Raw genomic sequence first — 25,906 nt, forward strand, 5'->3', positions numbered from 1 at the left:
CGGAAGGCGAGCCGCCCGGTGACGGCGGCGAGGCAGGGCCCCGAACCGCCGGGCGAGGACGACCTCGCCACCCGGTTCCGCGACGGCGACGAGGCGGCCCTGCGAGAGGCGTACGACAGGTACGGGCGAGCGGTGCTGCACCTGGCCACCACGACGCTCGTGAACCGCAGCGACGCCGAAGACGTGACCCAGGCGACGTTCGTCGCCGCCTGGCTCGGCCGGGAGACGTTCGACCCGGCGAAAGGCTCACTGGTCGGCTGGCTGCTCGGGATCGGGCGGCGCAAGGTGGTCGACCGGATCCGGGCCTCGGCCCGGGAGACGCGCGTGGTCGAGACGGTGAAGCAACTGCCGGAGCCGGTCTCCACCGGTCCCGACCCGGACACCGTTGTCGACCGGCTGGTGGTCGCCGACGAGCTGGCCCGGCTCCCCGACGAACAGCGTCGGATGCTCGAGCTGGCGTTCTACGACGACCTGACACACCAGCAGATCGCGGCGGTGACCGGCGTGCCGTTAGGCACTGTCAAGAGTCACATCAGACGCGGCATGCAGAGCCTGAAACGCAGATGGGAGGTGGACGGTGCAGCACCTGGACCACGACCGGCTGGTCTTTCTGGCGCTCGGTGAGAGCGAGGCGGCTGACGGCGAGGCCACCCATCTGGACACCTGCGACCACTGCCGGGGCGAGGTGGAGACACTCCAGCACGTCGCCGGGCTCGGCGCGGGCACCCAGGGTCTGGCCGATCTGCCCGACCCGCCGGAGCACATCTGGCAGGGCATCATGGCCGAGGTCCGGGCCGCCGAGCAGCTGCCGGCGCTGACCGAGCGGCGCCTGCCGCGCCCGGCCGACCCGGTGGAGCCGGCCGCCGTACCCGTCGTCGCACGTCGTCCGCGCCGCAGCCGGCGCCGGCCGGGGTGGGCGACCACGGCGGTCACCGCCGCCGCTGCCGCGGTGATCGGTGTGGCGGGCACCGCAGCGGTGCTCGGCGGTGGCGGCGAGCCCGCCGATCCGCAGCCGCAGGTGCTGGCCAGCGCGCCGCTCGCGGCGTTCGGGTCGACACCGAAGGAGGCCTCCGGCGACGCGCGGGTGCTCGGTGACAACCGATTGCATCTGCACGTGACGAATCTCCCGACCGTTCCGGGGTACTACGAGGTCTGGCTGATCGATCCGAACACGATGGAAATGTTCTCCGTGGGTACGCTGAGCAACGGATCAGGGGACGCGCTCCTGCCGATTCCCCCGAACGTCGACCTGCGCACCTACACCGTGGTCGACATCAGCGCGGAGCAGTACGACAACAAGCCCGCCCACTCCGGCGACAGCCTGCTGAGGGGCACCCTGACGGGCTGATCGGCGGGCCGGCTCAGCTCCCCGGCCCGCCGATCAGCTCCCAACGAGAAAGGCCGCCGCCCGGTGCACCGGGCGGCGGCCTTCTGTCACGCGACGCTCACTTGCGCTTGCGGATCTCCTCGGCGGCCTGCGGGACGACCTTGAACAGGTCGCCGACGACGCCGTAGTCGGCCAGCTCGAAGATCGGCGCCTCGGCATCCTTGTTCACCGCGACGATGGTCTTCGAGGTCTGCATGCCGGCCCGGTGCTGGATCGCGCCGGAGATGCCCAGCGCGACGTAGAGCTGCGGGGAGACCGTCTTGCCGGTCTGGCCGACCTGGAACTGGTGCGGGTAGTAGCCGGAGTCGACCGCCGCGCGGGACGCGCCGACCGCGCCGCCGAGCAGGTCGGCCATCTCCTCGACCAGCTTGAAGTTGTCGGCGTTGCCGACACCGCGACCGCCGGAGACGACGACCGACGCCTCGGTCAGCTCGGGGCGGGAGCCCTTCTGCTCGGCGACCCGCTCGACGACCTTGGCGAGCTTGTCCGCGTCGGTGACCGACACGGTGAGCTGCTCGACGGCCGGGGTCGCCGCGGCCGGGGCCGGGGCGAGCGAGTTCGGCCGGACGGTGACCAGCGGCAGGCCCTTGGTGACCTTGGACTTGACGATGGTGGAGCCGGCGAACGCGACCTGGGTCGCGGTGCCGTCGGCGGCCAGGCCGACCACGTCGGTCAGGATGCCGTTGTCCAGCTTGACCGCGAGGCGGGCGGCGATCTCCTTGCCCTCCTGCGACGAGGCGAGCAGCACGGCGGCGGGCTGGACCCGCGTGACCAGCTCGGCGACCACGGTGGCCTTCGGGGCGACCAGGTAGCCGTCGATCTCCTCACCCTCGGCGGCGTAGATCTTCTCCGCGCCGTACTCGCCCAGCTTGGCGCTCAGCGCCTCGGCGGCACCGGCGCCACCGAGGACGACGGCGCTCGGGGTGCCCAGCTCGCGGGCGAGGGTGAGCATCTCGAGGGTGACCTTCTTGACGCCGAACTCCTTGGTGGCTTCGACGACGACGAGAACCTCAGACATGTCCCAGACCTCTCACACGAACTTCTCGGTGGCGAGGAACTCGACCAGCTTCACGCCGCCGTCGCCCTCGTCGGTGATCTTCTCGCCGCCGGAGCGCGGCGGGCGCTTGGAGTGCTCGACCACGGCGCTGGTGGCGCCGTCGAAGCCCACCTCGGCCGGGGCCACACCCAGGTCGCCCAGGGAGAGCGTCTGCACCGGCTTCTTCTTGGCGGCCATGATGCCCTTGAAGGACGGGTAGCGCGGCTCGTTGATGGTGTCCCAGACGGAGACCACGGCCGGGGTCGAGGCGGTGACCACCTCGTAGCCCTCCTCGGTCTGCCGCTCGACGGTCAGGCTGGACCCGTCGACGGTGAGCTTGCGCGCGCCGGTCAGGGCGGCCACGCCCAGCCGCTCGGCGATCATGTGCGGCATGACCTGCACCCGGCCGTCGGTCGACTCGGCGCCGCAGATGACCAGGTCGGCGTTGAGCTGCCCGAGGGCGGCGGCGAGCACCTTCGAGGTGGCCACCGCGCAGGAGCCGTGCAGGGCGTCGTCCACCACGTGGACGGCCTTGTCCGGGCCCATGGAGAGCGCCTTGCGGATCGACTCGGTCGCCCGGTCCGGACCCATGGTCAGGATGGTGACCTCGCCGCCGTGCGCCTCCTTGATCTTCAACGCCTCCTCGATGGCGTACTCGTCCATCTCGTTGATGACGTTGTTCGCCGAACCGCGGTCGACGGTGTTGTCGTCAGAACGCAGGTTGCGGTCCGCGCCCGAATCGGGCACCTGCTTGACGAGTACGACGATGTTCATCGCGCTTCGACGACCCTCCTGTTTGGTGTAGCGATCACTCGCCCGGTCACGGGCGCAGCCTCCCGCGTGACGCAACGTGGGTCAACCGCGGGCAGCTGTGCACTTCCCCACGAGCGCAATGTTACCCGCAAGTAGCATGGCCGCCCCGGCGGCCCGGAGTGACGCAACTCACCACCGTCACGCCGCCTCGGTCAGCGCCTGTCGGATCTTCTCGATCGCCGCCGCCTCGGCCGGCTCGATCCCCCGGTGTGCCTGCGCCACCCGATCCGCCGCGGCCAGCACCACCGACCGGTACGTCTCGACGTCACCCGGCGACTTGGCGCGCAGGATCTCCACCGACCGGCCCAGGGCGGGCAGCACCACCGACTCGACCTCCAGGGCCGAGTCCCGGGGGAGCTGCGGCAGCGGCCCGGTGGTGAGCGCCTCCTTGACCACGCCCCCCACCTCGGCGAGCGCGCCGGAGGCGGCGAAGCTCTCCCGCACCATGGCCAACACGCCCGGTACGGCGTTGGAGACCAGGAACACGGCCCCGAACGCGCCGGTCTTCAGGGTGAGCCGCTCGTCCGCCGTCAACCGTTCCATGATCACGGAGTGTAGACGTACGGCGTGGAGGTGGTGACCGCAACGAGCCCGAGCCGCTCGAGGATGGGCCGGCTGTCCGGCGAGCAGTCCACCTGCAGCAGCGTCTTGCCGCGCTGCTGCGCCAGCCGCGCCCGGTACGCCACGAGCGCCCGGTAGATGCCCTTCTTGCGCCACTGCGGCAGCGTCGAGCCGCCCCAGAGGCTGGCGAAGCCGGTGCCGCGCTGGTAGCGGATCCAGCCCGCGCTGACCACGGTCTTCCCCGCCTCGGCCACCACGATCGTGATCGACTGCGGATCGGCCTCGATCTCCCGGGCCAGCCCGTACACCAGGTGGCTGCGGTCCTCCCGCCAGACCTCCTCCTCCATGGCGGCGATCCGTTCCAGGTCGGCCCGGCTGGTGACCTCGCGCAGGCGTACCCCCTCGGGGAGGACCGGGACGGCGGCGGCGAGCGGCGCGACCGGGCCGACCACTACCGTCTCCTGGTCCTCCGGCACGAACCCGGCGGCGCGCAGCCGGTCGCCCAGGTCGGCCGGCTCGTCGTGACCGGCGAGCTTCCACTCGACCGCCTCGCCCCGGGCCCGGAAGACCTCGACCTGCCGGGCGATCAGCGCGTCCAGCTCGGCGCCGGCCAGCCCGTCGAGCGTCCGGTAGGTGAGGAAGCCCCGGTGGTCGAGGCCGAGCACGCGGAACAGCGGGCCGTCGCGCTCCACGGTCACCCCGTCCGGCAGCGGGTCCGGCAGCTCCGGTCGGATCTGGGCGTCGTAGGCGTCGCGCAGCTCGCGCGCGTCAAGATCGGTCATCCCCCCAGGCTAGGCGCGGGGCAAAGCGGATAATCGGCAGCGTGTGGGAGTCGATCAAGAGCTGGTTCGACCCGCGTGAGCTGCGTTCGGTCGGCACCCCGCCGGACTACCGCTTCTCGCTGGCGAACGAACGGACCTTCCTGGCCTGGCTGCGAACAGGGCTCGCGCTGGTGGCCGGCGGGCTGGCCGCCGCCCAGTTCCTCCCGCCGCTGCGCCTGGCCCACCTGCGCGAGGCGCTCGCGATCGCGCTGCTGCTGCTCGGCGCGGCCGTCTCGATCCGGGCCGTCGACCACTGGGCGCGCACCGAACGCGCCATGCGGCTGAACGAGGAGTTGCCCGCGTCCCGCTTCCCGGCCGTGCTGGCGCTCGTCGTCGCGATCGGTGCGCTGCTGCTGGTGGCCGCCGTGCTGCTGGGTGGCGCAGGGTGATCCGTGACCCCGGCCTGCAACCCGAGCGCACCCGGCTGGCCTGGCGGCGGACGCTGCTCACGCTGACCGCGGTGCTGCTGCTGCAGCTGCGGCAGGCGTTCACCGGCCGCGTCCTCGACGCGCTGCTGACCGGGGCGGCGCTCCTGGTCTGGCTCGCCGTGCTGGTGGTGACGTGGCACCGGGCCACCGGCACCGGACCGCGCCGGTTCGACAGCTGGTCGGTGCCGCTGACCGCGCTCGGCGCGGCCGGGCTGGCAGCGCTCGGTGTGGCGCACGTACTCGGCGGGGTGCGCTGACGAGCGGCGGTGAGCCATCATGAGGCATGGCCCGCCTCTACGTGCTGCTCTTCCTGGTCCAGATCGTCCTCGCCGTGTGCGCGCTGATCAGCTGCCTCTCCGCCGACGAGGAGAAGGTCAAGGCGCTGCCCCGGATGATCTGGGTGCTGATCATTCTCTTCTTCCCGCTGGTCGGCTCGATCGCCTGGTTCCTCGTGGGCCGTGAGCGCCCGGCCGGGGCCGCCGGTGTCACCGGGACGACCCGTCCCGCCGCGCCGGCCCGCCGGCCGCTCGCCCCGGACGACGACCCGGAGTTCCTCGCCTCGCTCGACGAGCGGTCCCGCCGCGAGGACCAGGAACGGCTGCGGCTTTGGGAGGAGGACCTGCGCCGCCGGGAGGAGGAGCTGCGGGGCCGCCCGGACGACAGGGACCGCCCCGAGGTCTGACACGCGCCGCGGGCCGTCCGCCGGTCCCCCGGCGGACGGCCCGCACGCGCCGTGTTCAGGCCAGGTTCGACGACCGGGGGTACGCGTCGGCCGGGTCGGTCAGCACGTTCACCAGGTACGGCACGCCCGAGTCGAACGCGCGCCCCAGCGCGGGCCCGAGGTCGGCGGCCTTCTCCACCGTCTCGCCCGCGCCGCCCAGCGCCTCGACCACCTTGTCGTAGCGCAGCCCCGGCTGGAGGTCGGCGGCCACGTCGTAGCCGTACATCGCGCGCATCGGGTGCTTCTCCAGCCCCCAGATGCCGTTGTTGCCGACCACGATCACCACCGGCAGCTTCTGCCGGACCAGCGACTCCACGTCCATCAGCGAGAAGCCGGCCGCGCCGTCGCCCATCAGCACGCAGATCTGCCGGTCCGGGTGGCTGACCCGGGCGCCCATCGCGTAGCCCATGCCGGTGCCGAGGCACCCGTACGGGCCGGGGTCGAGCCAGGTGCCGGGCTGGGCCGGCTCCAGGTACCGACCGGCGTACGACACGAAGTCGCCGCCGTCGCCGATGGTGATGGCGTCCGGGGCGAGCGCCTTGCGCAGCTCGCCGTAGACCCGGGCCGGGCGGATCGGGTCGCTCTCGGCCGCCATCTCCTCCGCGTCGCGGGCCTTCGCCGCGTCCTCGGCGGTCCGCAGCTCGGCGATCCAGTCGGCGTGGTCGGCCCGGTCACCGGCGTGGTCGGCGAACGCGCCGAGGATCAGCCGCAGGTCACCGGCCGGCGCGGCGGCCGGCTGCACGTGCCCGGCGCGCTGGCTGGGCGCGTCCACCACGTGCACGACCTGGGCGTCGCCGAAGTCGCCGAAGGAGAGCCGGAAGTCCAGCGGGGTGCCGATCACCACGACCACGTCGGCGCCCTTGAGCGCGACCCGGCGGGCCTTGGCGAAGGCGAGCGGGTGCTCCGGCGGCAGCGCGCCCCGGCCCATCCCGTTGGTGAACACCGGCACCCGCAGCGACTCGGCGGCGGCACGCAGCGCCTCGACGGCGTCGCCCGCGTACACGTCGGAGCCGGCGATGATCACCGGCCGGGACGCGCCGGCGATCAGGCGGGCCGCCTTCGCGACCTCGTCCGGGTCCGGCTCGATCGGCGCCGGCGGCGTGACCGCCGGCAGGTCGGCGTCACCGACGGAGAAGACCGCCTCCAGCGGGAAGTCCAGGAACACCGGGCCCCGGTGCGGGGTGAGCGCGGTGGTCAGCGCCGCCGACACCGCGCGCGGGATGTCGTCGGCGCTGAACACCGTCTCGGCGTGCTTGGTCACCGGCGCGACGAGCGGCAGGTGGTCCATCTCCTGGAGGCTGCCCGAGCCCCAGCGGAACTGCGGGGCCCGCCCGCCGAGCACCAGCACCGGCGAGGCGTTGAAGAACGCGCTGGTCAGGCCGGAGACGCCGTTGGTGACGCCGGGGCCGGCGGTGAGCACGGCCAGGCCGGGGCGGCGCTGGAGCTTGGCCACCGCCTCGGCGGCGAACACGGCGGACTGCTCGTGCCGCACGTCGTAGAGGGGGAAGCCCGCCTTGTGGGCGGCGTCGTAGAGCGGGAAGACGTGCCCGCCGGAGAGCGTGAACATCTCCCGTACGCCGTGCGCCCGTAGTGCCGCGAGCGCCAGATCGCCGCCGTGGCCCTCGACCCGTTCCGTCATGCCATTCCCCTTCATCGACCGACCGGGGTCACGTTACTGGCCGGTACAGCAGATGTGAACAGCCCTCGCGTCAGCGGCCGGTGAAGCCCGGCTTGCGCTTCTCCACGAACGCGGTCATGCCCTCGCGCCGGTCGTCGGTGGCGAACAGCGCCGCGAAGAGCTGACTCTCCCACGCCAGGCCCGAGGTGAGGTCCATGTCCAGACCCGCGTCCACCGCTGCCTTCGCCGCCCGCAGCGCCTGCGCCGGCCCGGTCAGGAACGGCTTCACGTACGCCACCGCGGCGTCGTAGACCTCGGCGGCCGGGACCACCCGGTCGGCCAGGCCGATCCGCAGCGCCTCGGCGGCGTCGATCATCCGCCCGGTCATGATCAGGTCCTTGGCGCGGGCCGGACCGACCAGCCGGGCCAGTCGCTGGGTGCCACCGGCGCCCGGGATGATGCCGAGCTTGATCTCCGGCTGGCCGAGCTTGGCGTCCTCGGCGACGATCCGCCAGTCGCAGGCCAGCGCCAGCTCGCAGCCGCCGCCGAGCGCGTACCCGGTGATCGCGGCCACGACCGGCTTGGGGATACGGGAGATCGCGCCGAGCGCGCTGGACAGGTCGGCGGCACGCTCCGCCATGTCCACGTAGGACATGTCGGCCATCTCCTTGATGTCCGCGCCGGCCGCGAAGACCTTCTCGCCGCCGTACACGATCACGGCGCGGACCTCGGCGTCGGCGGTGGCCGCCGACGCGGCGGCGCGCAACTCCTCCTGCACCTGGGTGTTGAGCGCGTTCATCGGCGGCCGCTCCAGCCGGATGGTGCCGATGCCGTCCTTCACTTCCAGCCTGACGAACTCGCCCACGCTGCCCTCACTTCCTCGTCGAAGTCGCGTGCCAACCTTACGGCTCGCCTCGTTGGGGTAGACAGTGTGGTGTCGGCGACTCCCCAGGTCGCCGCCGGAGTCGCCGCCGCCCCGCCACCGGGAGTGAGGTCATGATCACCTACTTCGACGACCGATCCGTCCAGGTCACCTCCACGGCGGTACGGGTGGACGGGCGCACCTACCCGCTCGCCGAACTGACCACCGTGTGGCACCGGCGGGGCGAACGCTCGTGGCGGGTGCTCGCCGGGCGCGGCGCGATCGGGGCCGCGATGGCCGGGCCGCTGGTCACCGCCGTGCTGGGCATCGGGCTGGCCGTGTGGCTGCGAAGCTCGGCGGTGGTCACCATCGCCATCGTCGGGATCTCGGTGCTGATCGGCCTGGCCGTCGGGCCGGTGGCCGACTTCCTCTTCGAGTACCTGGACCGCTCCTACGCCCGGGGCAGCCGGGAGATGGAGATGTGGGCCGAATGGCGCGGCCGGCCGGTGCGGCTGCTGCACACCCGCGACGCGATGCGCTTCGGCCAGATCTACCGGGCGGTGCAGCGGGCCATGGAGAGCCTGCCCGCCGGCCCTCGCCGGAGCGCGCCGGGCCCTGCCGCGCCCGGTCAGAACGTGATCGGCTCGTCCGGCAGGAGGCCGAGCCCGCGCAACAGGCCATAGGTGTCCTGCTCGCCCCAGAACTGCACGATCCGGCCACCGGCCAGGCGGTACATCTTGCAGGCGCTCTGCACCGTGGTCGCCCCGGTGGCGTCCCGCCGGTACGTCTGCGCCAGCGACACCACCACCCGGTCCCCGGCCGCGAAGATCTCCTGGATCTCCTGGTCGAGCACGGTCAGGCCGGGCGAGGAGACGGCGGCCTCGGGGTAACGCCGGCCGCGTACCGCGCTGCCGGAGCCGTAGATCTCCACGTCCTCGTCGACCACCTCGGCCAGTTCGGCCAGGTCCTTCGTGACGAAGGTGCGCAGGTAGCGCTTGACCACCTCGACGTTGCGCGCCTGCTCGTCACCGGCCGTCATACCGTCACCCTACCGACGTTCGACCGTCCGGTGTCGACACGCGCGGTTAGGCTGATTCATGGTCCTCTATTACCGGGACGACACCGTGCAGGTCACCTCCGAGGCGATCCACGCGGGCGGTCAGGCCGTCGCGCTCGCCGACGTCACGTACGTCTGGCACGCGCGCGGCACCACCACACTTGCCGTCCGAGGGCGGGTGCTGGGCCGCGGCGTGCTGGTCCTGCTGCTGTCGCTGCCGCCGCTCGTCGCCGTGGTCTGCGTGCTCTCGCTGGCCTGGTCCGCGCAGGACCGCGGCGAGTGGAGACTGGCCCTGATCATCCTGGCCGCGTTCGTGGTGGTGGGACTGGCACTCACCCCGTTCCTGGAGGTGCCGCTCGGCTGGCTGGACCGCTCCTACGAGCGCGGCAACCGGGTGCACGAACTCTGGGTCCAGCACCACGGCCGGGAGACGCTGCTGGTCCGTACGCCGGACGCGCTGCGGTTCGGGCAGATCTACCGGGCCGTGCAACGCGCCGTGGAACAGCAGACCGACCGCAGGTAGCACCCGTCAGGCCAGGGGCAGCGTGGTCGCCGTCGGCCAGGCCAGCAGCACCGCCCCGAGCGACGGCGCCAGCCACCACGGCACGGCCCGGCGGCGCAGCACCGCGGCCCAGGCCGCCTGCCAGGCCACCAGCGCGGCGAACAGCGGCACCACCAGCAGCACGAACCCGGGCGCCAGACCGATCACCGCGGCCACGGCGAGCACCAGCACGGCGATCCCGCCGGTGGCCGCGTAACGGACGGAGTGGCCGTCCGCGAGCCGCTCGGCGCCGAGCAGGAAGACCAGGCAGCAGAACGTCACCAGGGGCAGCAGCCACCAGCGCGCCCCGACCGGCACGGTCGAGGTGAGACCGAGATGAAGCGGCAGGGCGACGGCGAGCACCGCGTACCCGAGGAGCACGACGGCGACGACGGCGGACCGTACGCCACCCCCGGCCTCCTGTGTCCGGCCGGATTGCGCGAAGCGCGCCGCGGCAGCGAGCAGCACGCCGGTGAGCAGCAGGAACACCGCCACGTATCCGCCCACGGCGAGCGGTAGCCGGGCGGTAGGCAGCAGCGCGGCGAGTACGGCGCCCAGCCCGGCCGCCGGCACCGTCGCGGCGAGCCACCGCCCGGTACGCGGACCGCCGGCGACCGTCCCGGCCCGGCGCGTCCCGGCCCCGTGCGTCAGCAACGCCACCAGTGGTACGAAGCCCAGCGCGAGCCCTGCCAGCAGCAGCCCGGCGCCGCCCGGCCGGGTCAGCGGGGACAGTGGCAGCCCGCCGGCAGGGTTCGGCAGCGCGTGCAGAACCGCGGCGTGCGTACGCGGCGCGAACAGCACCGACACGTGCTCGACGCCGGGCGCCACCACCCGCGTGCGGGTGCCCGGCGCCGCGTCCCGTGACGCCTCGTCGACCGCCTGGCGGAAACCGGCGAACTCCAGCCCGCCGACCACGAGCGTCAGCTTCCCCGGCCAGCCCGCCGGTACGTCGCTGCCGTCGGGCAGCGAGATCGCCACGGCCCGGTCGATCTCCGGATGCGCGACCGCGTACCGGACGACAGCACCCGCGCCCATCGAGTGCCCGACCAGGACGATCCGGTCCGGGTCGACGCCGGGACGCCCGCGCAGCCAGGCGACCGCCACGTCCAGGTCGTGCCGCAGCGCCGCCCGGCTGCGTTCCTCGTCCCGGCCCGCGCCCGGTAGCCGGGAGCTGCTCGCACCGTGCCCGGCGAAGTCGAGCAGCACCGCGATCCCGCCCCGGCGGGCCACCGAGTCGGCCAGCGGCCGCATCAGCCGGGCGGACCCGGCGAAGCCGTGCGCGATCACCACCCCGGGCCGCCGGTCCCCGCTCGCACCGTCGGCCCGTACCTCGGTCAGCGGCACCCCGGCCACCGTCGCCCGCCGGGTGGTCAGACCGGCGTCGGCGCGGGCCAGGAGCAGGGCGCCGAGGACGACCGCGAGCAGCGCGACCACGCCGCAGGCGAGCAGTCGCCGCGACGCCGGGCCGGGGGTGGGCATGTCCGGCACCCTACGCCGCACCGGAAGCCCGGCGTGACCGACGCCGCCCGGCAGCCACCGGGCGGCGCTGGCCCCGACGCCGCACACTGGATGCCATGGCGATCCCTCTCCCCCGGCCCGGCGCCCTGCTCGGCCTCACCCGTACCGCAGTGGACCAGGCGCTCGGCTCGGCCGTCACGATGGCCTCGGTGCCCGCTCGCGCCTTCGCCGTCCTCGACCAGGTCGAGGCGCTGGTCCGGCGGATCGACGGGGTGGTCGACCGGATCGAGGGCACGCTCGACCGCACCGACCGGGTGCTCACCGACGCCGAGGCGGCGGTCCGCGAGGTGGCGGTGATCAGCGCCGCCGCCACCGGCGCGATCGAGACGGCGACCGAGGTGACCGCCGCGGCGACGGTGGTGGTCGGCGAGGCGCAGCAGGTCTCCGCGGCAGCGGCCACCGTGGTCGGCGAGGCGGACCGGGTGGCCCGCAGCGCGGCCGGTGTGGTGACCGAGGCGGAGACGGTTACCGCGCGGGCGGCGGGCACCCTGGCGACCGCCGAGAAGGCGACGGGCGTGGCGAACGAGTTGCTGGCCGCGTACGAGGCGACGCTGCGCCGGGCCGCGCCGATGGCGGCGCGCTTCGTGGAGCAGCTCAGTCCGGAGGAGGTGACCGCCGCGATCCGGCTGGTGGACGAGTTGCCGAAGCTCAAGGACCACCTCACCTCGGACGTGCTGCCGATCCTGGCCACTCTGGACCGGGTCGGCCCGGACCTGCACGACCTGCTGGACGTCACGCGTGATCTCAAGCTCGCGGTCGCCGGCATCCCCGGGCTGGGCATGCTGCGCCGCCGCGGCGAACGCCTCACCGACGACGTGTAAGGAAGGGCCCCTTCTTAACGCCTCCGGTAGTAAAAGGGGCCCTTACTAACACTCGAACAGCTCGTCGATCTCCGCGCGGTGCGGCAGCGCCACCGAGGCGCCGAGCTTGCGCACGCACGCCGCACCGGCCGCCGCCGCCCAGCGCACCGCGTCGGCCAGGTCCCGCCCCTCGCCCCAGGCCACCGCGAGCGCGGCGGTGAACGCGTCCCCGGCGGCGGTCGAGTCGACCACGTTCACCGGCACCGCCGGCACGTGCGTCGCCGGCCGGTCCCGGTCGACGTACCAGGCGCCGTCGCCGCCGAGCGTGAGCACCGCCCGGGGCACCAGGTCCAGCAGCGCCGCCGGCTCGTCCCGGCCGCGACCGGTCAGCGCCTGCGCCTCCGGCTCGTTCACCACGAGCAGGTCGGTCGCCGCCAGCAGCTCGGCCGGCACCGACCGGGCCGGCGCGGCGTTGAGCACCACCCGGGTGCCCGCGGCCCGGGCCGCCAGCGCCGCCTCGGTCACCGTCTCGACCGGCACCTCCAGCTGCGCGACCAGCACGTCCGCATCGCGTGCGGCGGAGAGCTCGTCGGCGGTCAACGACGTGAACGCGGCGTTCGCGCCGGGGGTGACCAGGATGGCGTTCTCCCCCGCGCCGCCGACCATGACCAGGGCGACGCCGGACGGCCCGTAGACCACCCGCAGGTGGCCGGTGTCCACGCCCGCGGCTGTCATCCGGGCCCGCAGCGTCACGCCGAACGAGTCGGAGCCGATCGCGCCGAGGAAGACGCAGGAGGCGCCGGCGCGTACCGCGGCGACCGCCTGGTTGGCGCCCTTGCCGCCGGGCAGCATGACGAAGTCGTCGCCCAGCACCGTCTCACCGGGCCGGGGCAGCGCGGCGCCGATGCCGACGAGGTCCATGTTGGCGCTGCCGACGACGGCGACCCGGGTCTGCGGCACGGTGTCGTCCCGTCGCTCAGGCGGCGCGGGCGGCCCAGCGGTCGCCGGACCGCGTCACCACCAGCGGCAGGCCGAACGCCTTCGACAGGTTGTCGGCGGTGAGCACGTCGGCGAGCAGGCCCTGCGCCACCACGGCGCCCTCGCGCAGCAGCAACGCGTGGGTGAAGCCCGGCGGGATCTCCTCGACGTGGTGGGTGACCAGCACCATGGCCGGCGCGTCCGGGTCGTACGCCAGCTCGGCCAGCCGGGCCACCAGGTCCTCGCGCCCACCCAGGTCGAGCCCGGCGGCGGGCTCGTCGAGCAGCAGCAGCTCCGGGTCGGTCATCAGGGCGCGGGCGATCTGGACGCGCTTGCGCTCGCCCTCGGACAGCGTGCCGTACGCGCGGTCGGTGAGGTGGCCGACGCCGAGCTGACTCAGCAGCGCGCCGGCGCGCGCCTCGTCGGTGCGGTCGTAGTTCTCCCGCCAGCGGCCGACCACCGACCAGGCCGCGGTCACCACCACGTCGACGACTCGCTCGTCGGCGGGGATCCGCTCGGCGAGCGTCGCGGTGGACAGGCCGATGCGGGTACGCAGTTCGTTGACGTCGGTGCGGCCGATGCGCTCGCCGAGCACGTGCGCGACGCCGCTGGTGGGGTGCAGCCGGCCGGCGGCCAGGTTGAGCAGCGTGGTCTTGCCCGCGCCGTTCGGCCCGAGCACCACCCACCGTTCGTCCAGCTCGACCTGCCAGTCGACGTCGTGCACCAGCGCGGTGCCGGAACGCTTGACGCCGACGCCGTCGAGGCTGACCACCAGATCCGCGTCCACGGTCGAGGGGGCGGGGGCGCCCGGGGCGCCGGGGATCAGGTCACCAGTCACCGCTCCATCCAATCACGCACCCGGCCCGGCGCCCCCCACGGGCGGCGCCGCCGCCATAGGGTGGGGCGCCGTGTCGTTTGTCACCACTTCCGGAAGGACACCCATGCCCGACCGCTGCCGGAAGGCGCGCGGATGAGCGCGGTCATCGAGATCGCCGGCCTCCGCAAGACGTTCCACACGCTGCGCCAGGGGCGCCGGGTCGCCGTGGACGGCTTCGACATGCTGGTCGAGGCGGGCCAGGTGCACGGCTTCCTCGGGCCGAACGGGTCCGGGAAGACCACCACGCTGCGCGCGCTGCTGGGGCTGGTCCGGCCGGACGCCGGACGGATGCGCGTGCTGGGGGCCGAGTCACCCGAGCACCTGCCGGACGTGGCCGGCCGGGTCGGCGCGATCGTGGAGAGCCCGCAGTTCTTCGGCAACTTCACCGCGCACCGGACGCTGCGGCTGCTGGCGCTGGCCGGTGGTGTGCCGACCGGCCGGGTGGACGAGGTGCTGGAGCAGGTCGGGCTGCGCGACCGGGGCGACGAGCGGGTCAAGGGCTACTCGCTGGGCATGAAGCAGCGCCTGGCGGTCGCGTCGGCGCTGCTGAAGAACCCGGATCTGCTGATCCTGGACGAACCGGCGAACGGGCTGGACCCGGCCGGCATCCGGGAAATGCGCGACCTGACCCGGTCGCTGGCCGAGGCCGGGGTGACGGTGCTGCTGTCCAGCCACATCCTCGCCGAGATCCAGTTGATCTGTGACCACGTGACGATCGTCAGCCGGGGGCAGCGGGTCGCGTACGGGCCGGTGGAGGAGGTGCTGGCCGGCTTCGACCAGCACCAGTGGCGGGTCCGGGTGGCCGATCCGGAGCAGGCCGGGCAGTTGCTGGGCCGGGCCGGCCTGTCGGTGACCGCCGAGCCCGACCACCTGGTGGTGACCGGTGTGGAGGATCCGGAGACGATCAGCCGGACGCTCGGCGAGCAGGGCGTGTGGGTACGGGAGCTGGTCCCGCTGCGGCCGGACCTGGAGAGCGTCTTCCTGGAGCTGACCGGCGGCCACGAGCACGTGGCGGTGCCGCGGCAGGTCGACGGCGCTCCGCCGAACGACGGAGTGATCGACCTCGACGTCCGGGAGAGCCGGGAGGTGGACGCGTGAACCTGGTCCGTGCCGAGCTGGAGCGGCTGGCCGCCCGGCGTTTCGTGCAGCTCATGGTGGTGCTGCTGGCTGTCGCCTTCGCGGTGACGGTGGCGACCACGCTCGCCGGTTCGCACCGGCCCAGCCCGGCGGAGCTGAGCCGGGCCCAGACCCAGGCGGCGGAGAACGTGCGCCAGATGGAGATGGCGTACGACCGCTGCCTGCGGATCCGGGAGGGCGGGCTACCGCTGGGCGAGAACGACTACCTGCCGCGCGACTGCGCCCAGATCGACCCGGCCCAGATCGAGGAGTTGCCGACCGCGGCCGACTACCTCAGCGGTGTCTTCGTCTTCGCCAAGGAGGCCGAGCCGCTGCTCTACTTCCTGATCGCGTTCCTGACGCTGTTCGGGTTCCTGGTCGGGGCCTCCTACATCGGGGCCGACCTGAACTCGGGCGGGGTGGTGAACCTGCTGCTGTGGCGGCCCCGGCGGCCGACGGTGCTCGCCACGAAGCTGGGCACGCTGCTGGGCGGGCTGCTCGGCCTGTCGGTGCTGGCGTCGGTGGCGTACCTCGGGGCGTTCTGGTTGATCGGCCAGGCCTCCGGCCTGGTCGGGCGCACCGGCGGCGACTTCTGGCCGTCGCTCGCCGCGATCTGGGCGCGCGGGCTCGTGCTGGTGCTGCTCGCCGCGGCGCTCGGGTTCGCCGTCGCCACGCTGGGCCGGCACACGTCGGCGGCGCTCGGCACGGTGGCCGCGTACGTGGTGGTGTGGGAACTGGGTGCCCGGCTGGTGTTCCAGATCCTGGAGGTGGGCCGGCCGGACCGGTACATGCTGTCCAGCCACCTGGCGGCCTGGCTGTCCGGCGAGGTGCGGCTGTGGGACAACAACGCCTGCGGCCCCGGGATCTCCGGCTACTGCGACGGCTCCTACACGCTCACCTGGACGTCGGGGCTGGTGGTGCTGCTCGGGCTCACCGGCGCGCTGGTGGCCGCGGCGTTCACGGTGTTCCGCCGCCGCGACCTGATCTGAGGCGGATCCGCAATTCGGCAACTCCTTGCGAACCCTGAAGCCATGATGAAGGATTCCTTCACATGGCGCCAGGGTGCACGACGCGGTCAGCCGACCGTCGAGCCGAACACCTCGTCGCGCACCGCGTCCAGCGCGGTCCGCAGCGCGCCCCGCAGGATCGGCTCCTCGGTCAGCCCGGTCGTCACCACCCGGGGCCGGACCAGCGTGATCGCGGCGACCTCGTGCTGCACCCGCTCGGCCAGCGCCGCCCCGCCCGCCTGGCCGACCGCACCGGCGAGCACCACCAGCGGCGGGTCCAGCACCACGCAGGTGCTCGCCACACCGAGCGCCAGCCGCCGGGCCAGTTCGTCGAGCATCGGCCCACCGGCGGTGCCGGCCGCGATCGCCGCGCGTACCACCTCGGCGGCCCGGGCCGCCGCCACGCCCTGCTCGGCCGCCTCGGGGCTGGCGAAACCGTGCTCGGCTGCCACCGCGCGTACCGCGTCGGCGCCGACGAGCTGCTGGAACGCCGGCTTGGCCCGCTTGGACACGTCGCGCGGGATGGGCGCGCCGGGCACCGGCAGGTAGCCGATCTCGCCGGCCGCGCCGCTGCTGCCGTGGTGCAGCCGCCCGCCCAGCATGATCGCCAGGCCGACGCCCGCGTCCACCCATACCAGCACGAAGTCGGCGGTGCCCCGGGCCGCGCCGGACTGCGCCTCGGCCACCGCCGCGAGGTTCACGTCGTTCTCGAACACGACGGGGGTGTCCAGGTCCTCGCGCAGCGCGGCGAGCAGGCCGCTGTGCCAGCGTGGCAGGTTGAACGCGAACGTGATGTCGCCGGTCTGCGGGTCGACCAGGCCGGGGGTGCCGAGCACGACGCGCCGGACGGCGGACAGCTCCGCCCCGGCGCTGGCGGCCGCCTGGACCACGGCGTTGTGCACCACGCCGACCGGGTCGTCGGTGTCCTTGGTGGACTGCTCGACCCGTCCGGCCACGGTGCCGGTGATGTCGGCGCAGGCCGCGACCACCCGTTCCGCGCCCACCTCGACGCCCACCACGTACGCGCTGCTCGGCCGGACGGCGTAAAGCTGGGCGTTCGGGCCCCGCCCGCCGGCCTGCTCGCCGACCCGGGCGACCAGGCCGCGCTCCTCCAGCCGCTCGACGAGCTGGGACGCGGTGACCTTGGACAGCCCGGTCAGCTCACCGATCCGAGCCCGGGTCAGCGGACCGCGCTCGAGCAGCAGCTCCAGCGCCGCACGGTCGTTGAGCGCCCGCAGGAGTCGGGGGGTGCCGGGCAGCCGGGTCGCACTCATGCCAACGTCCTCAATTTTCAGTAAAGTTTTCTAACCACAAAACGCCTGCCGAGGGGCGCCCGTTAGCGTATCGGCCACCCCCATGCGCGGAGGTCGGACGACCCGGCAGGGAAAGGGGATACTCGTGGGTCTGGATCCAGGACTGCGCCGGCTCGCGCTGGGCACGCTGCTGGCCGCGTATCCGGGACCGGTCCCGCCGGACTGGGCGGTCGACCTGCTCGCCGACGGGCTCGCCGGGCACACCCTGTTCGGCACCAACATCCACGACCCGGCCCAGGTGGCGGCATCCACGGCGGCGCTGCGCGCCGGGCGCCCCGACGTGATCGTCGCGATCGACGAGGAGGGCGGCGACGTCACCCGGCTGGCACACGCCACCGGCAGCCCGTACCCCGGCAACGCCGCGCTCGGCGCGGTGGACGACCCCGACCTCACCCGCCAGGTGTACGCGGCGATCGGCGCGGAACTGACCGCGCTCGGCATCACCGTCGACCTCGCCCCCACCGTCGACGTGAACACCGCCGACGAGAACCCGGTGATCGGCACCCGCTCGTTCGGCGCGGACCCGAAGCGGGTCGCCGTCCACTCCGCCGCCGCCGTCACCGGCCTCCAGTCGACCGGTGTGGCCGCCTGCGCCAAGCACTTCCCCGGGCACGGCGCCACAGTCGCCGACTCCCACCACGAGCTGCCCACTGTCGACGTGCCGCCGGCCGTCCTGCGGGACCGCGACCTGCCGCCGTTCGCCGCCGTCGTCGACGCGGGCGTCCGCGCGGTGATGACCGCGCACATCCGGGTGCCGGCGCTGACCGGCGACGGTCCGGCCACGTTCAGCCGCGCGGTCCTGCACGACCTGCTGCGCGTCGAGTACGGCTTCACCGGCGCGGTGATCACCGACGCGCTGGAGATGAAGGGCGCGGTGCTCGCCGCCGGCGGGGTCGGCGCGGGCGCGGTCCGGGCCCTGGCCGCCGGCGCGGACCTGCTCTGCATCGGCGCCCGGGTGGACGCCGAGCTGGTCGAGTCGGTCGCCGCCGAGATCGTCGCGGCGATCGCCGACGGCCGGCTGGCGCGTGAGCGGGTCGAGGAGGCGGCCGGCCGGACCGCCGCGCTCGCCGCCGCCACCGGCCCCGCCGACGCCCCGCCGCCGGCCGCCGACGGCCTCGGTTACGCCGCCGCACTGCGGGCGGTACGCGTCGAGGGCGACCTCACCCGCGACACCGCCCCCCTGGTGGTGCAGGTGCACGCCACCTCCACCATCGCCGAGGGGCGGGTGCCGTGGGGGCTCGGCCCACACCTGGCCGCCGGGATCGAGCAGGCCCGCGCGGCGGCGGGCGAGACCGACCCGGAGCAGGTGCGGCGGCTCGCCGGGGACCGGCCGGTCGTGCTGGTCGGCCGGCACCTGCACCGGCTGCCCGGCGCGCGTGAGCTGGTCGAGGCGCTGGCCGCCACGCATCGGGTAGCGGTGGTCGAGATGGGCTGGCCGGGCGCGTGGCGGCCGGCGGGCGCGGTCGCGTTCGTCGCCACCCACGGCGCCAGTCACGCCAACGGCCGCGCCGCCGCCGAGGTGCTCGGCCTGACCGCCTGACCCGCGCCCCCACCGGCCCGTCGCCCGGAAGGGCGGCGGGCCGCGCTCTTGAACACGTTCAAAATCTGTCGTACGCTCAGCGTGCCCTTGATTTGAACACGTTCAAGAGAGGCGACGGGGATGGACGTGAAGGTCTGGATGTACCTGGCCTACCTCGCGGTCAGCATCGGTCTGACCATCTGGGTGGCGCGGGCACTGTCCCGCAACGGGATGGTTTTCCTGGAGGACGTGTTCGCCGACAGCCGCCTGGCCGGGGCGGTGAACAGCCTGCTGGTGGTCGGCTTCTACCTGCTCAACCTCGGCTACGTTACGGTGGCGATGAAGGAGTCCGATCCGGTCGGCGACACCAGCCAGGCGCTGGAGCAGCTCTCCATGAAGGTGGGATTCGTCCTGCTGGTGCTCGGCGCGCTGCACTTCTTCAACGTCTTCGCGCTCGGCCGCTACCGGCGCGGTCGGCTGCGGCAGCAGGCGACCCACCCGCCCCTGCCGCCGGTGCGAATGCTCCCGCCGCAGGGCGGACCGGTACCGGCGGCGGGCCCGAACCCGCCGGCCCGGTGACGTCCGCCCCGGGCGGGCACCGGCAGGATCCCACCGGGCACGGGGCCGGTGGGATCCGCGGGTTCACCGTCCTGTTCGACGCGGACTGCCCGATGTGCCGGGCCGCCCGGCGCTGGCTCGCCTCGCGCGCCCAGCTCGTACCCCTGGAGTTCGTGCCGGCCGGGTCCGCCGAGGCCCGGCGGCGCTTCCCCGAGCTGGACCACGACGCCACGTTGCGCGACCTGACGGTGGTGGCCGACACCGGTGCGGTCTACCGCGGCGACGGCGCCTGGTTCGCCTGCCTGTGGGCGCTGGCCGAGCATCGCGGCACGGCCGAGCGGCTGGCCCGTCCGCACCTGCTGCCGCTGGCCCGCAAGGTGGTCGCGGCGGCGTCGGCGGTCCGCGAACGGATCCGGGAACCGGGATACGGTGACGACGATGACCGAGCAGAGTGCGCCGACGACCGCTGCGGGTGGGCAGGGCACGACGACCCGGGGTGAGCAGACCCGCCAGCTGATCCTGGACACCGCGATGCGGCTGTTCCGCGAGCGCGGGTACGCGCGCACGACGATGCGCGCGGTCGCCCAGGAGGCCGGCGTGGCGGTGGGCAACGCCTACTACTACTTCGGTTCCAAGGAACACCTGGTCCAGGAGTTCTACGCGGGCACCCAGCGCGAGCACCGGGCGGCGGCCGACACGGTGCTCGCCCGGGAACGCGACTTCGGCCCGCGACTGGCCGGGGTGCTGCATGCGGGCATCGACGTGCTGAGCCCGTACCACGCGTTCGCCGGTGCCTTCTTCAAGACGGCGGCCGAGCCGACCTCGCCGCTGAGCCCGTTCTCCGCCGAGTCGTCGGAGCCCCGGGACATGTCGATCGCGCTGTTCCGCGAGGCCCTGACCGGGTCCACCGTCAAGCTCGACGACGAGCTGCGCGAGGCACTGCCCGAGCTGCTCTGGCTCGGCTACATGGGCGTGGTGCTCTACTGGGTGCACGACCGCTCGGACGGTCAGGTCAAGACCCGGCAGCTGATCGACGGCGTGGTGCCGCTGGTGGACCGGCTGGTGGGGCTGTCCCGGCTGCGCGTGCTGCGGCCCGTCACCCGTCAGGCACTCGCCCTGATCCACACGCTGCGTCACTGACCTCGTCGGCCCGGTTACGGGCGATTCCGCAGGTGAGAGTCCGTAACCGGACAGCGGCGCACCTCTTGTTCACCAGCGGCACTAACACATAGCGTTACCGATGTCGGGGCCCGGGGGAGAGCCGCGGACCGTGGATCCGGCCCGGGATCCACGGTCCGCGCCAACCCGGAACTTCAGCCCGGGTCAGCGGGGGAACACGCCGAACGCGGTGAGGCCCCGATCCGAGAACCCGGCCGCGTCGGCCACCCGAGCCGACGCGGCGTTGCCGGGGTCGTGCAGGTAGGTGGGGATCGCTCCCTCGTCCAGCACCCGGCGGGCCGCCTGTGCGACCAGCCGCCGGGCCAGGCCGCGCCCGCGCGCCGTCGGCACCGTGCCCACCGCCAGCTCGTGCCCGTACGCGTCGTGCCGCTTGATCCCCACGCCGGCCCGGTACGCGCCGTCGGCACCCCGGACCACGAGCACGTCCCTGTCGAACAGCCGCAGCCACGGCGGCAGTCCGGGCAGTGTGGACGGCACCCACTCCCCCACCTCGGGCAGCGGCGCCGGGTCGGTGCACCAGCGGAAGACCGAGGTGTGCGCGGTGAACTCGGGCGCGCCGACCACACCCGGCAGGGCGGGCAGCCACTCGCCGAGCGGCCGGTCCCGTACCAGCGCCCGGACCGCCTCGACCCGGTCGGTGGCCACCGAGAGGACGGTGCTGCCGCCCGCCGTCACCGCGACGGCCGGGCGCAGCCGTCCGTCCCAGGCCGGATGGGCGCGGCGGTGGGACCGGACCACGTGCAGCCCGGGGCCCGCCGGCCACTGTCCCAACCAGGTCGCCAGATGGAGGAAGACCCGCCGGTCGAGCATGGTGATCATGGTACGCCGTGACGCCGGCCCCGTGCCCGGGGAATTCAGCGATCGCGCCGGGGTTGAGACGCGCCGGCGACGGGTAGAGGGTCGGCACGCCAGCGACGGACGCCGATCCCTGCTTCCGCCACCGGCCGCAGGAAGTCCGGCGCTTCACGGAACCGAAGGCATCGACCCTGCGTCATATTCATTTTCATACATGGACAAGTTTCTCTGGGACGGTAGTGGTCATGCCTCACGAACCGAATGACCGATTCCAGCAGGACGCGGAGCGCGGCTGGCGGGCCGCCGCAGACGCCGGGCGGTTCCCGGCGCAGCCGGCGTACCGCGAGGTCCGCGACCGGGCGCTCTCCTGGGCCGAGCTGAACGCGCAGCCGGCCGGCACCGCCGCCTGGCGTGGCCTAACGCCACTCTGAGAGGGCGGGGGACGACACACCGGCCGGGCGGGCGTACCGGCCTTCGCACACCTGTGCGGTAGCGTCTTGTGGTCCGATTTCCGGCCTACGACAGGAGAAGCTCCGCGCATGGGCAAGAAGACGATCCACGTCTCCGACTTCACCGGTCAGGTGCTCAGCCCCGACGACGAGGTGGTCAAGGTCGTCGTCCTGGAGCACCCGGACCTGGTCGCCGGCCCCGTGCAGCTGGACGCCACCCCGGTCGAGGTGGAGAGCATCGACGACGCGGCGCTCGACGTCGCGGTGGTGGAGATCCACGACCGGCACGGCCACGGTGAGCCGCGCCGGGTCGTGCTGACCGCCAGCGAGTTCGACGCGATGGCGACCGACGTGCCGATGGCGCAACTGCTGCGTACCGCCGAGCGGGTAAAGCCACCAAAGGCCCGCCGCGCGACCGAGAAGATCGACTACGGCACCATCGAGCACGCCGGCCGCCCGCACCGCGGCCGGGTCACCGAAGAGGAGGCCCGGCTGGTCCGGGAACACCTCGACGAGGTGAACAAGCGCCTGGCCGACGCCGGCATCCGCCAGGTCGACCCCGCCGACCCGGAGCACGCCGCCCGATACGGATTCCCCGCCGCCGGCTGACACCCGCATGCCGGGCACGCGCCCCCGTGGCGCGTGCCCGGACCGGTGTCAGGCGCCTTTCCGGGTGATCTCGGCCAGCGTCGCCTCGAACGCCGACTCCAGCGCGTCCTTCTGCAGCCCGAGGCCGCTCAACACACCGTCACCGCCCTCCTCCTCCAGCAGGGCGAGCAGGATGTGCTCCGTACCGATGTAGTTGTGTCCCATCCGCAGCGCCTCCCGGAACGTCAGCTCCAGGACCTTCTTGGCCCGCGCGTCGTAGGGGATCAGGTCCGGGACCTGGCCGGCCGCCGCCGGCAGCGTCGCGGTGACGACCTCCCGCAGCCGTTCCAGGGGTACGCCCTGAGCCACGATCGCGGCGGCGGCCAGCCCTTCCGGCTCGGCGAGCAGACCGAGCGCCACGTGCCCGGGGGTGATCTCGGCGTTGCCGGCGGTCCGCGCCTCCTCCTGAGAGGCCAGCACCACGTTGCGGGCGCGCGGGGTGAACCGGCCGAACCCGGAGTTCGGGTCGAGCGCGGCGGCGGTCTCCGCCTTGGCGGCGGAACGCTTCTGGGCGGCCTGCTTGGTCACGCCCATGCTGCGGCCGATCTCCGTCCATGAGGCGCCGGAGCGGCGCGCCTGGTCGACGAAGTGCCCGATCAGGTGGTCGGCCACGTCACCCAGGTGGTCGGCGACGAGGACGGCGTCGGCCAGCTGGTCGAGCGCGTCGGTGTGTGCCTTCTTGATGCCGTCGATGAGGTCGTCGAGGCGTACCGGATGGGTCATCTTGTGCGGCTGGGTCTCCTCCATGCGTCAACCATAGGTTGACGGCTACGCTGTCGTCAACCCGCAGTTGACGCGCTCGACGTTCAGCCGCGTACCCACCGCTGGTTGCTGCCGCCGTTGCAGGTCCAGATCTGCACCGTGGTGCCGTTGGTGGTGCCCTGCCCGTTGACGTCCAGGCAGAGACCCGAGCCGACGCCGACGATGGTGCCGTCGGCGTTGATCCGCCACTGCTGGTTGCTGCCGCCGTTGCAGGTCATGATCCGCGCGCGGCTGCCGGACGTGGTGCCCGGGACGTCGAGGCACTTGTTGCCGTACACGGTGAGCTGGTTGTTCGTGCCGACCGTCCACTGCTGGTTGGGCCCACCGTTGCAGTCCCAGATCTGCACGACCGCGCCGTCGGCCTGGCTGGCGCCGTTGACGTCGAGGCAGCGGTTGGCGCTCGCGCTACGCACCTCTCCGGTCGGGCCGCTGGAACCGTCGCCCGGCGTGATCGCGAGGTTGTCGAACTGGGCGGTGACGCCCTGGCCGGTGCCGTACCCGATCTGGCCGGCCACCCAGGCGGAGTCCGACACGGTGCCGACTGTGGTGCCGTCGATCGCCGCGGTGAGGGTGCTGCCATTGAGCTTCAACGAGAGGTTGTGCCAGCGTCCGGTACCCAGCGCCGCGGTGTTGCCGCTGGCCAGGGTGCGCCAGTTGCCACTGGTGTTGTTGCTCCGGATCGACCAGGCGCCGCCGTCGGTGACCCGGAAGTAGTAGCCGTTGAGGTTCTGCGGGCCCTGGTGGTTGTAGGTGTTGCCGCGGCCGATGAGCTGGGCGTAGCCGGACTTCTCCAGCAGCACGTCCGAGGAGACCGTGTAGTTGCGCCAGGTCAGATCGCCCAGCAGGGCGTACGGTTCGGCCTGGCCGGACGTCCAGTAGATCGGCGCCTGCTCGGACATCTGGCGGACGCACTGTCCGGTCCGGCCGCCACCGCAGCCGACGATCTCGAACGAGCCCTGCTGGTCCATCAGGTACCGGGCTTCGCGCCCGGTGGCGTAGCTGTCGAAGTTGTCGCGGTACGGCAGATCCAGGGTGCCCTGGACCGGACTGACAGCCGTGCCTTTCCCCTGCCCACTCGTGGTGGTGATGCTGTAGACGTAGCCGGGTTGGACGGTGAGCGAGAAGCGTCCGCCGTTCGGTGTGATGTCGGCGCCCCGGACGAAGTGCTCGGCACTGTTGTTGGACCTGAGGTTCGTCGCCCACACGCGCACCGTGCCGGCGGAGAGCCCGCCGGTGACGGTGACGTCGAGCTGCTGGGCCGAGCCGGCGTCCTGCGTCTCGATGACGGTGCTCCAGTCGCTGTTGTTCGTGGACTTCAGCGAGACATAGCTACCGTTGCCGCGGTTGCCCCCGAGGTAGCCGCTGGACGAGTCGAGATAGCGCCAGCCCGGCGCCGTGAACTGGGTGGTGTGCGCCATCACCCAGGTGCTCCTGCCGATCGAGTAGGCGCCGGACCACGGCTGCTGCGCCACCGCCACGCCGGTCGTCGCCCAGGGAATGTTGGGGGTGATGGCGGCGATCACCGGCCAGTTGATGTACCCGGTCATCTTGCCGTCGAGGTAGCCGCGGTTGATGCCCCGGGCGAGGGCCGGCGCGCCGGCGTTGTAGTCGTCGGAGCCGTTCTCACTGGCCCACAGCTGCTTGCCGGTGGAGATCGCGTTGGCGGAGCTGGGGCAGCTGGTCTGGGCGCTGCGGTAGCCGCAGACGTAGTGGCTGCCGAAGACCTGCACCGCGTTGGCGAACGCCGGGTCCCGCAGCGAGTCGTCGGCGGCGCCCCACCCGAAGTCGTCCGAGGCGACGATCTTCACATTGCCGTAGCCGCGGGAGTCGAGTGTGGAGCGCAGGTTCTTGTACCAGGTGGTGTTGTAGCCCTTCTCGTTCCACCCGCCGAGGTAGTTGATGGTCAGTCCGTGCGTCGCCGCGCAGTCCAGCCACCCGACGAGGTAGTTGATCGAGTCGGTGGACCAGAAGTTGCCGTTGCCGATCCAGCCGGGTGCCCCCCAGGCCAGACCGACCAGGGCGATGGAGGGGTTCCGCGCCCGCGCCTGCTCCATCAGCCACCACTCGTAGCCCCGGTTGCAGTTCACGCTGCCCCGGGTGTGCTCGTGGCTGGGCTCGGCGCCGGAGGTGGAGTTGGTGTCGCCGCCGATCTCCACCTTCATCAGTTGCATCGCGGCGCCGTAACCCGGCTTGAACAGGTAGTCGAGGATGTCGCTGCGCTGCGGCTCCGGGTAGTCGATCAGGAGTCTGCTGTTTCCGCCGCCGCCGCTGACCACGCCGACCCCGTCGAGCACGCGCCCGCCGGAGGCGCCGTTGACGGTGAGGGCGGTCGCCGCCCGGGCCGGCGCGGCGGGGACGGTCAGCGCGAACGCCGTCACCATCGCGGCCACCGCCGCCGACGCCATCCGGCGCCACGCCGCATGTTCTCCGCTCATCCTGCTGGACACCGACCCACCTCCAGATAGACATGTGTCTATCAAATTTCCTGCATGTTAGCGTTCACACCACAGGTTGGTCAACGCCTCGCCGGCCCGGGGCCCCA

At 73.1% G+C, this 25,906-nt stretch carries 30 protein-coding genes; 16 read left to right on the forward strand and 14 right to left on the reverse strand.

What is annotated here, in order from left to right; genetic code table 11:
• Positions 1–18 precede the first annotated feature (18 nt).
• A complete protein-coding gene (locus O7607_RS06275; RefSeq protein ID WP_013284457.1) occupies positions 19–624 on the forward strand; it encodes an RNA polymerase sigma factor in 606 nt (201 codons plus the stop codon).
• Complete coding sequence (locus tag O7607_RS06280) at positions 578–1,348, forward strand: anti-sigma factor (RefSeq protein WP_269701649.1); 771 nt, start codon at positions 578–580, stop codon at positions 1,346–1,348. The genes O7607_RS06275 and O7607_RS06280 overlap by 47 nt, the downstream gene beginning before the upstream one ends.
• A 97-nt stretch (positions 1,349–1,445) precedes the next feature.
• Here O7607_RS06280 and O7607_RS06285 read toward each other — a convergent pair whose 3' ends face one another.
• The 4 genes from O7607_RS06285 to O7607_RS06300 all read right to left on the reverse strand — a co-directional run bounded on the left by O7607_RS06285 (position 1,446) and on the right by O7607_RS06300 (position 4,579).
• Positions 1,446–2,405 carry an electron transfer flavoprotein subunit alpha/FixB family protein gene (locus O7607_RS06285; protein ID WP_269701651.1) on the reverse strand — a complete coding sequence of 320 codons (960 nt, stop codon included), beginning with the start codon at positions 2,403–2,405 and terminating at the stop codon, positions 1,446–1,448.
• Between the two features lie 12 nt (positions 2,406–2,417).
• A complete protein-coding gene (locus O7607_RS06290; protein WP_269701652.1) occupies positions 2,418–3,197 on the reverse strand; it encodes an electron transfer flavoprotein subunit beta/FixA family protein in 780 nt (259 codons plus the stop codon).
• 177 nt (positions 3,198–3,374) lie between these two features.
• Positions 3,375–3,779, reverse strand: a complete 405-nt coding sequence (locus tag O7607_RS06295; RefSeq protein WP_269701654.1) for a hypothetical protein — start codon at positions 3,777–3,779, stop codon at positions 3,375–3,377.
• Between the two features lie 2 nt (positions 3,780–3,781).
• The gene (locus tag O7607_RS06300; protein ID WP_269701656.1) at positions 3,782–4,579 is read right to left on the reverse strand and encodes a GNAT family N-acetyltransferase; all 798 of its coding nucleotides are present in this window, start codon (positions 4,577–4,579) and stop codon (positions 3,782–3,784) included.
• A gap of 41 nt (positions 4,580–4,620) precedes the next feature.
• Between O7607_RS06300 and O7607_RS06305 the strand changes: the two genes are divergently transcribed.
• The 3 genes from O7607_RS06305 to O7607_RS06315 are packed head-to-tail and all read left to right on the forward strand — an operon-like array spanning position 4,621 to position 5,728.
• Entirely contained in the window at positions 4,621–5,007 is a 387-nt protein-coding gene (locus tag O7607_RS06305; RefSeq protein WP_269701658.1) for a YidH family protein, read from the forward strand.
• Positions 5,004–5,303 carry a DUF202 domain-containing protein gene (locus O7607_RS06310; protein ID WP_269701659.1) on the forward strand — a complete coding sequence of 100 codons (300 nt, stop codon included), beginning with the start codon at positions 5,004–5,006 and terminating at the stop codon, positions 5,301–5,303. Before O7607_RS06305 ends, O7607_RS06310 begins: the two co-directional genes overlap by 4 nt.
• 26 nt (positions 5,304–5,329) lie before the next feature.
• Entirely contained in the window at positions 5,330–5,728 is a 399-nt protein-coding gene (locus O7607_RS06315) for a PLD nuclease N-terminal domain-containing protein (RefSeq protein ID WP_269701661.1), read from the forward strand.
• Between the two features lie 55 nt (positions 5,729–5,783).
• Here O7607_RS06315 and O7607_RS06320 read toward each other — a convergent pair whose 3' ends face one another.
• Complete coding sequence (locus O7607_RS06320) at positions 5,784–7,406, reverse strand: acetolactate synthase (RefSeq protein WP_269701662.1); 1,623 nt, start codon at positions 7,404–7,406, stop codon at positions 5,784–5,786.
• A gap of 70 nt (positions 7,407–7,476) precedes the next feature.
• Positions 7,477–8,250: an enoyl-CoA hydratase-related protein gene (locus O7607_RS06325; RefSeq protein WP_269701663.1), complete on the reverse strand. Its 774-nt coding sequence runs from the start codon at positions 8,248–8,250 to the stop codon at positions 7,477–7,479.
• A 131-nt stretch (positions 8,251–8,381) separates the two neighbouring features.
• Here O7607_RS06325 and O7607_RS06330 point away from each other — a divergent pair, with 131 nt between their 5' ends.
• Positions 8,382–8,930 carry a DUF6232 family protein gene (locus O7607_RS06330; protein ID WP_269701664.1) on the forward strand — a complete coding sequence of 183 codons (549 nt, stop codon included), beginning with the start codon at positions 8,382–8,384 and terminating at the stop codon, positions 8,928–8,930.
• Here O7607_RS06330 and O7607_RS06335 read toward each other — a convergent pair.
• Positions 8,876–9,286: a nuclear transport factor 2 family protein gene (locus O7607_RS06335; protein ID WP_269701665.1), complete on the reverse strand. Its 411-nt coding sequence runs from the start codon at positions 9,284–9,286 to the stop codon at positions 8,876–8,878. The two genes, O7607_RS06330 and O7607_RS06335, sit on opposite strands and share 55 nt — an antisense overlap.
• Positions 9,287–9,344: 58 nt before the next feature.
• Here O7607_RS06335 and O7607_RS06340 point away from each other — a divergent pair, with 58 nt between their 5' ends.
• Positions 9,345–9,827: a DUF6232 family protein gene (locus O7607_RS06340; protein WP_269701667.1), complete on the forward strand. Its 483-nt coding sequence runs from the start codon at positions 9,345–9,347 to the stop codon at positions 9,825–9,827.
• A gap of 6 nt (positions 9,828–9,833) precedes the next feature.
• Here O7607_RS06340 and O7607_RS06345 read toward each other — a convergent pair whose 3' ends face one another.
• The gene (locus tag O7607_RS06345) at positions 9,834–11,324 is read right to left on the reverse strand and encodes a dienelactone hydrolase family protein (RefSeq protein WP_269701669.1); all 1,491 of its coding nucleotides are present in this window, start codon (positions 11,322–11,324) and stop codon (positions 9,834–9,836) included.
• A gap of 95 nt (positions 11,325–11,419) precedes the next feature.
• Here O7607_RS06345 and O7607_RS06350 point away from each other — a divergent pair, with 95 nt between their 5' ends.
• Positions 11,420–12,184 (forward strand): hypothetical protein, encoded by a 765-nt coding sequence (locus O7607_RS06350; RefSeq protein WP_269701670.1) that lies wholly within the window; start codon positions 11,420–11,422, stop codon positions 12,182–12,184.
• 45 nt (positions 12,185–12,229) lie between these two features.
• Here the strand turns inward: O7607_RS06350 and O7607_RS06355 are convergent, their stop codons facing one another.
• Together O7607_RS06355 and O7607_RS06360 are read right to left on the reverse strand one after the other, a co-directional pair.
• On the reverse strand, positions 12,230–13,123 hold the full coding sequence (locus tag O7607_RS06355; RefSeq protein WP_269701672.1) for a ribokinase: 894 nt from the start codon (positions 13,121–13,123) through the stop codon (positions 12,230–12,232).
• Between the two features lie 16 nt (positions 13,124–13,139).
• Positions 13,140–13,979 carry an ABC transporter ATP-binding protein gene (locus O7607_RS06360; protein ID WP_433495206.1) on the reverse strand — a complete coding sequence of 280 codons (840 nt, stop codon included), beginning with the start codon at positions 13,977–13,979 and terminating at the stop codon, positions 13,140–13,142.
• Between the two features lie 132 nt (positions 13,980–14,111).
• Between O7607_RS06360 and O7607_RS06365 the strand changes: the two genes are divergently transcribed.
• Together O7607_RS06365 and O7607_RS06370 are read left to right on the forward strand one after the other, a co-directional pair.
• The gene (locus O7607_RS06365) at positions 14,112–15,116 is read left to right on the forward strand and encodes an ABC transporter ATP-binding protein (RefSeq protein ID WP_269701676.1); all 1,005 of its coding nucleotides are present in this window, start codon (positions 14,112–14,114) and stop codon (positions 15,114–15,116) included.
• Positions 15,113–16,123, forward strand: coding sequence for an ABC transporter permease subunit (locus tag O7607_RS06370; protein WP_269701677.1), 1,011 nt, complete (start codon positions 15,113–15,115; stop codon positions 16,121–16,123). Before O7607_RS06365 ends, O7607_RS06370 begins: the two co-directional genes overlap by 4 nt.
• Positions 16,124–16,209: 86 nt before the next feature.
• Here O7607_RS06370 and O7607_RS06375 read toward each other — a convergent pair whose 3' ends face one another.
• Complete coding sequence (locus O7607_RS06375) at positions 16,210–17,415, reverse strand: ROK family transcriptional regulator (protein ID WP_269701679.1); 1,206 nt, start codon at positions 17,413–17,415, stop codon at positions 16,210–16,212.
• 124 nt (positions 17,416–17,539) lie between these two features.
• Between O7607_RS06375 and O7607_RS06380 the strand changes: the two genes are divergently transcribed.
• From O7607_RS06380 to O7607_RS06395, 4 genes are all read left to right on the forward strand, one after another.
• Positions 17,540–18,994, forward strand: a complete 1,455-nt coding sequence (locus tag O7607_RS06380) for a glycoside hydrolase family 3 protein (RefSeq protein WP_269701680.1) — start codon at positions 17,540–17,542, stop codon at positions 18,992–18,994.
• 120 nt (positions 18,995–19,114) lie between these two features.
• The gene (locus tag O7607_RS06385) at positions 19,115–19,552 is read left to right on the forward strand and encodes a hypothetical protein (protein WP_269701681.1); all 438 of its coding nucleotides are present in this window, start codon (positions 19,115–19,117) and stop codon (positions 19,550–19,552) included.
• A complete protein-coding gene (locus tag O7607_RS06390; RefSeq protein ID WP_269701682.1) occupies positions 19,549–20,031 on the forward strand; it encodes a thiol-disulfide oxidoreductase DCC family protein in 483 nt (160 codons plus the stop codon). Before O7607_RS06385 ends, O7607_RS06390 begins: the two co-directional genes overlap by 4 nt.
• Positions 19,970–20,671: a TetR family transcriptional regulator gene (locus tag O7607_RS06395; protein WP_269701684.1), complete on the forward strand. Its 702-nt coding sequence runs from the start codon at positions 19,970–19,972 to the stop codon at positions 20,669–20,671. Before O7607_RS06390 ends, O7607_RS06395 begins: the two co-directional genes overlap by 62 nt.
• 183 nt (positions 20,672–20,854) lie before the next feature.
• On the opposite strand, the gene O7607_RS06400 is transcribed toward O7607_RS06395, so the two are convergent.
• Positions 20,855–21,520, reverse strand: a complete 666-nt coding sequence (locus O7607_RS06400) for a GNAT family N-acetyltransferase (protein WP_269701685.1) — start codon at positions 21,518–21,520, stop codon at positions 20,855–20,857.
• 230 nt (positions 21,521–21,750) lie between these two features.
• On the opposite strand from O7607_RS06400, the gene O7607_RS06405 reads away from it, so the two are divergent.
• Together O7607_RS06405 and O7607_RS06410 are read left to right on the forward strand one after the other, a co-directional pair.
• Positions 21,751–21,936: a DNA repair protein gene (locus O7607_RS06405; protein ID WP_269701687.1), complete on the forward strand. Its 186-nt coding sequence runs from the start codon at positions 21,751–21,753 to the stop codon at positions 21,934–21,936.
• A 108-nt stretch (positions 21,937–22,044) separates the two neighbouring features.
• The gene (locus O7607_RS06410) at positions 22,045–22,563 is read left to right on the forward strand and encodes a hypothetical protein (protein WP_269701689.1); all 519 of its coding nucleotides are present in this window, start codon (positions 22,045–22,047) and stop codon (positions 22,561–22,563) included.
• 48 nt (positions 22,564–22,611) lie between these two features.
• On the opposite strand, the gene O7607_RS06415 is transcribed toward O7607_RS06410, so the two are convergent.
• Both O7607_RS06415 and O7607_RS06420 read right to left on the reverse strand, forming a co-directional pair.
• Entirely contained in the window at positions 22,612–23,349 is a 738-nt protein-coding gene (locus O7607_RS06415) for a Clp protease N-terminal domain-containing protein (RefSeq protein WP_269701691.1), read from the reverse strand.
• A 59-nt stretch (positions 23,350–23,408) separates the two neighbouring features.
• The gene (locus O7607_RS06420; protein ID WP_269706903.1) at positions 23,409–25,769 is read right to left on the reverse strand and encodes a ricin-type beta-trefoil lectin domain protein; all 2,361 of its coding nucleotides are present in this window, start codon (positions 25,767–25,769) and stop codon (positions 23,409–23,411) included.
• Between the last annotated feature and the right edge of the window lie 137 nt (positions 25,770–25,906).

The sequence above is a fragment of the Micromonospora sp. WMMA1949 genome, assembly GCF_027460145.1.
Lineage (GTDB): Bacteria > Actinomycetota > Actinomycetes > Mycobacteriales > Micromonosporaceae > Micromonospora.

Coding starts and splice junctions, on each gene's coding strand:
- O7607_RS06285 (WP_269701651.1), bottom strand. CDS start 2,405: ATGTCTGAGGTTCTCGTCGTCGTCGAAGCCACCAAGGAGTTCGGCGTC.
- O7607_RS06290 (WP_269701652.1), bottom strand. CDS start 3,197: ATGAACATCGTCGTACTCGTCAAGCAGGTGCCCGATTCGGGCGCGGAC.
- O7607_RS06295 (WP_269701654.1), bottom strand. CDS start 3,779: ATGGAACGGTTGACGGCGGACGAGCGGCTCACCCTGAAGACCGGCGCG.
- O7607_RS06300 (WP_269701656.1), bottom strand. CDS start 4,579: ATGACCGATCTTGACGCGCGCGAGCTGCGCGACGCCTACGACGCCCAG.
- O7607_RS06315 (WP_269701661.1), top strand. CDS start 5,330: ATGGCCCGCCTCTACGTGCTGCTCTTCCTGGTCCAGATCGTCCTCGCC.
- O7607_RS06320 (WP_269701662.1), bottom strand. CDS start 7,406: ATGACGGAACGGGTCGAGGGCCACGGCGGCGATCTGGCGCTCGCGGCA.
- O7607_RS06330 (WP_269701664.1), top strand. CDS start 8,382: ATGATCACCTACTTCGACGACCGATCCGTCCAGGTCACCTCCACGGCG.
- O7607_RS06335 (WP_269701665.1), bottom strand. CDS start 9,286: ATGACGGCCGGTGACGAGCAGGCGCGCAACGTCGAGGTGGTCAAGCGC.
- O7607_RS06340 (WP_269701667.1), top strand. CDS start 9,345: ATGGTCCTCTATTACCGGGACGACACCGTGCAGGTCACCTCCGAGGCG.
- O7607_RS06345 (WP_269701669.1), bottom strand. CDS start 11,324: ATGCCCACCCCCGGCCCGGCGTCGCGGCGACTGCTCGCCTGCGGCGTG.
- O7607_RS06350 (WP_269701670.1), top strand. CDS start 11,420: ATGGCGATCCCTCTCCCCCGGCCCGGCGCCCTGCTCGGCCTCACCCGT.
- O7607_RS06365 (WP_269701676.1), top strand. CDS start 14,112: ATGAGCGCGGTCATCGAGATCGCCGGCCTCCGCAAGACGTTCCACACG.
- O7607_RS06375 (WP_269701679.1), bottom strand. CDS start 17,415: ATGAGTGCGACCCGGCTGCCCGGCACCCCCCGACTCCTGCGGGCGCTC.
- O7607_RS06385 (WP_269701681.1), top strand. CDS start 19,115: ATGGACGTGAAGGTCTGGATGTACCTGGCCTACCTCGCGGTCAGCATC.
- O7607_RS06395 (WP_269701684.1), top strand. CDS start 19,970: ATGACCGAGCAGAGTGCGCCGACGACCGCTGCGGGTGGGCAGGGCACG.
- O7607_RS06400 (WP_269701685.1), bottom strand. CDS start 21,520: ATGCTCGACCGGCGGGTCTTCCTCCATCTGGCGACCTGGTTGGGACAG.
- O7607_RS06405 (WP_269701687.1), top strand. CDS start 21,751: ATGCCTCACGAACCGAATGACCGATTCCAGCAGGACGCGGAGCGCGGC.
- O7607_RS06410 (WP_269701689.1), top strand. CDS start 22,045: ATGGGCAAGAAGACGATCCACGTCTCCGACTTCACCGGTCAGGTGCTC.
- O7607_RS06415 (WP_269701691.1), bottom strand. CDS start 23,349: ATGGAGGAGACCCAGCCGCACAAGATGACCCATCCGGTACGCCTCGAC.
- O7607_RS06420 (WP_269706903.1), bottom strand. CDS start 25,769: ATGGCGTCGGCGGCGGTGGCCGCGATGGTGACGGCGTTCGCGCTGACC.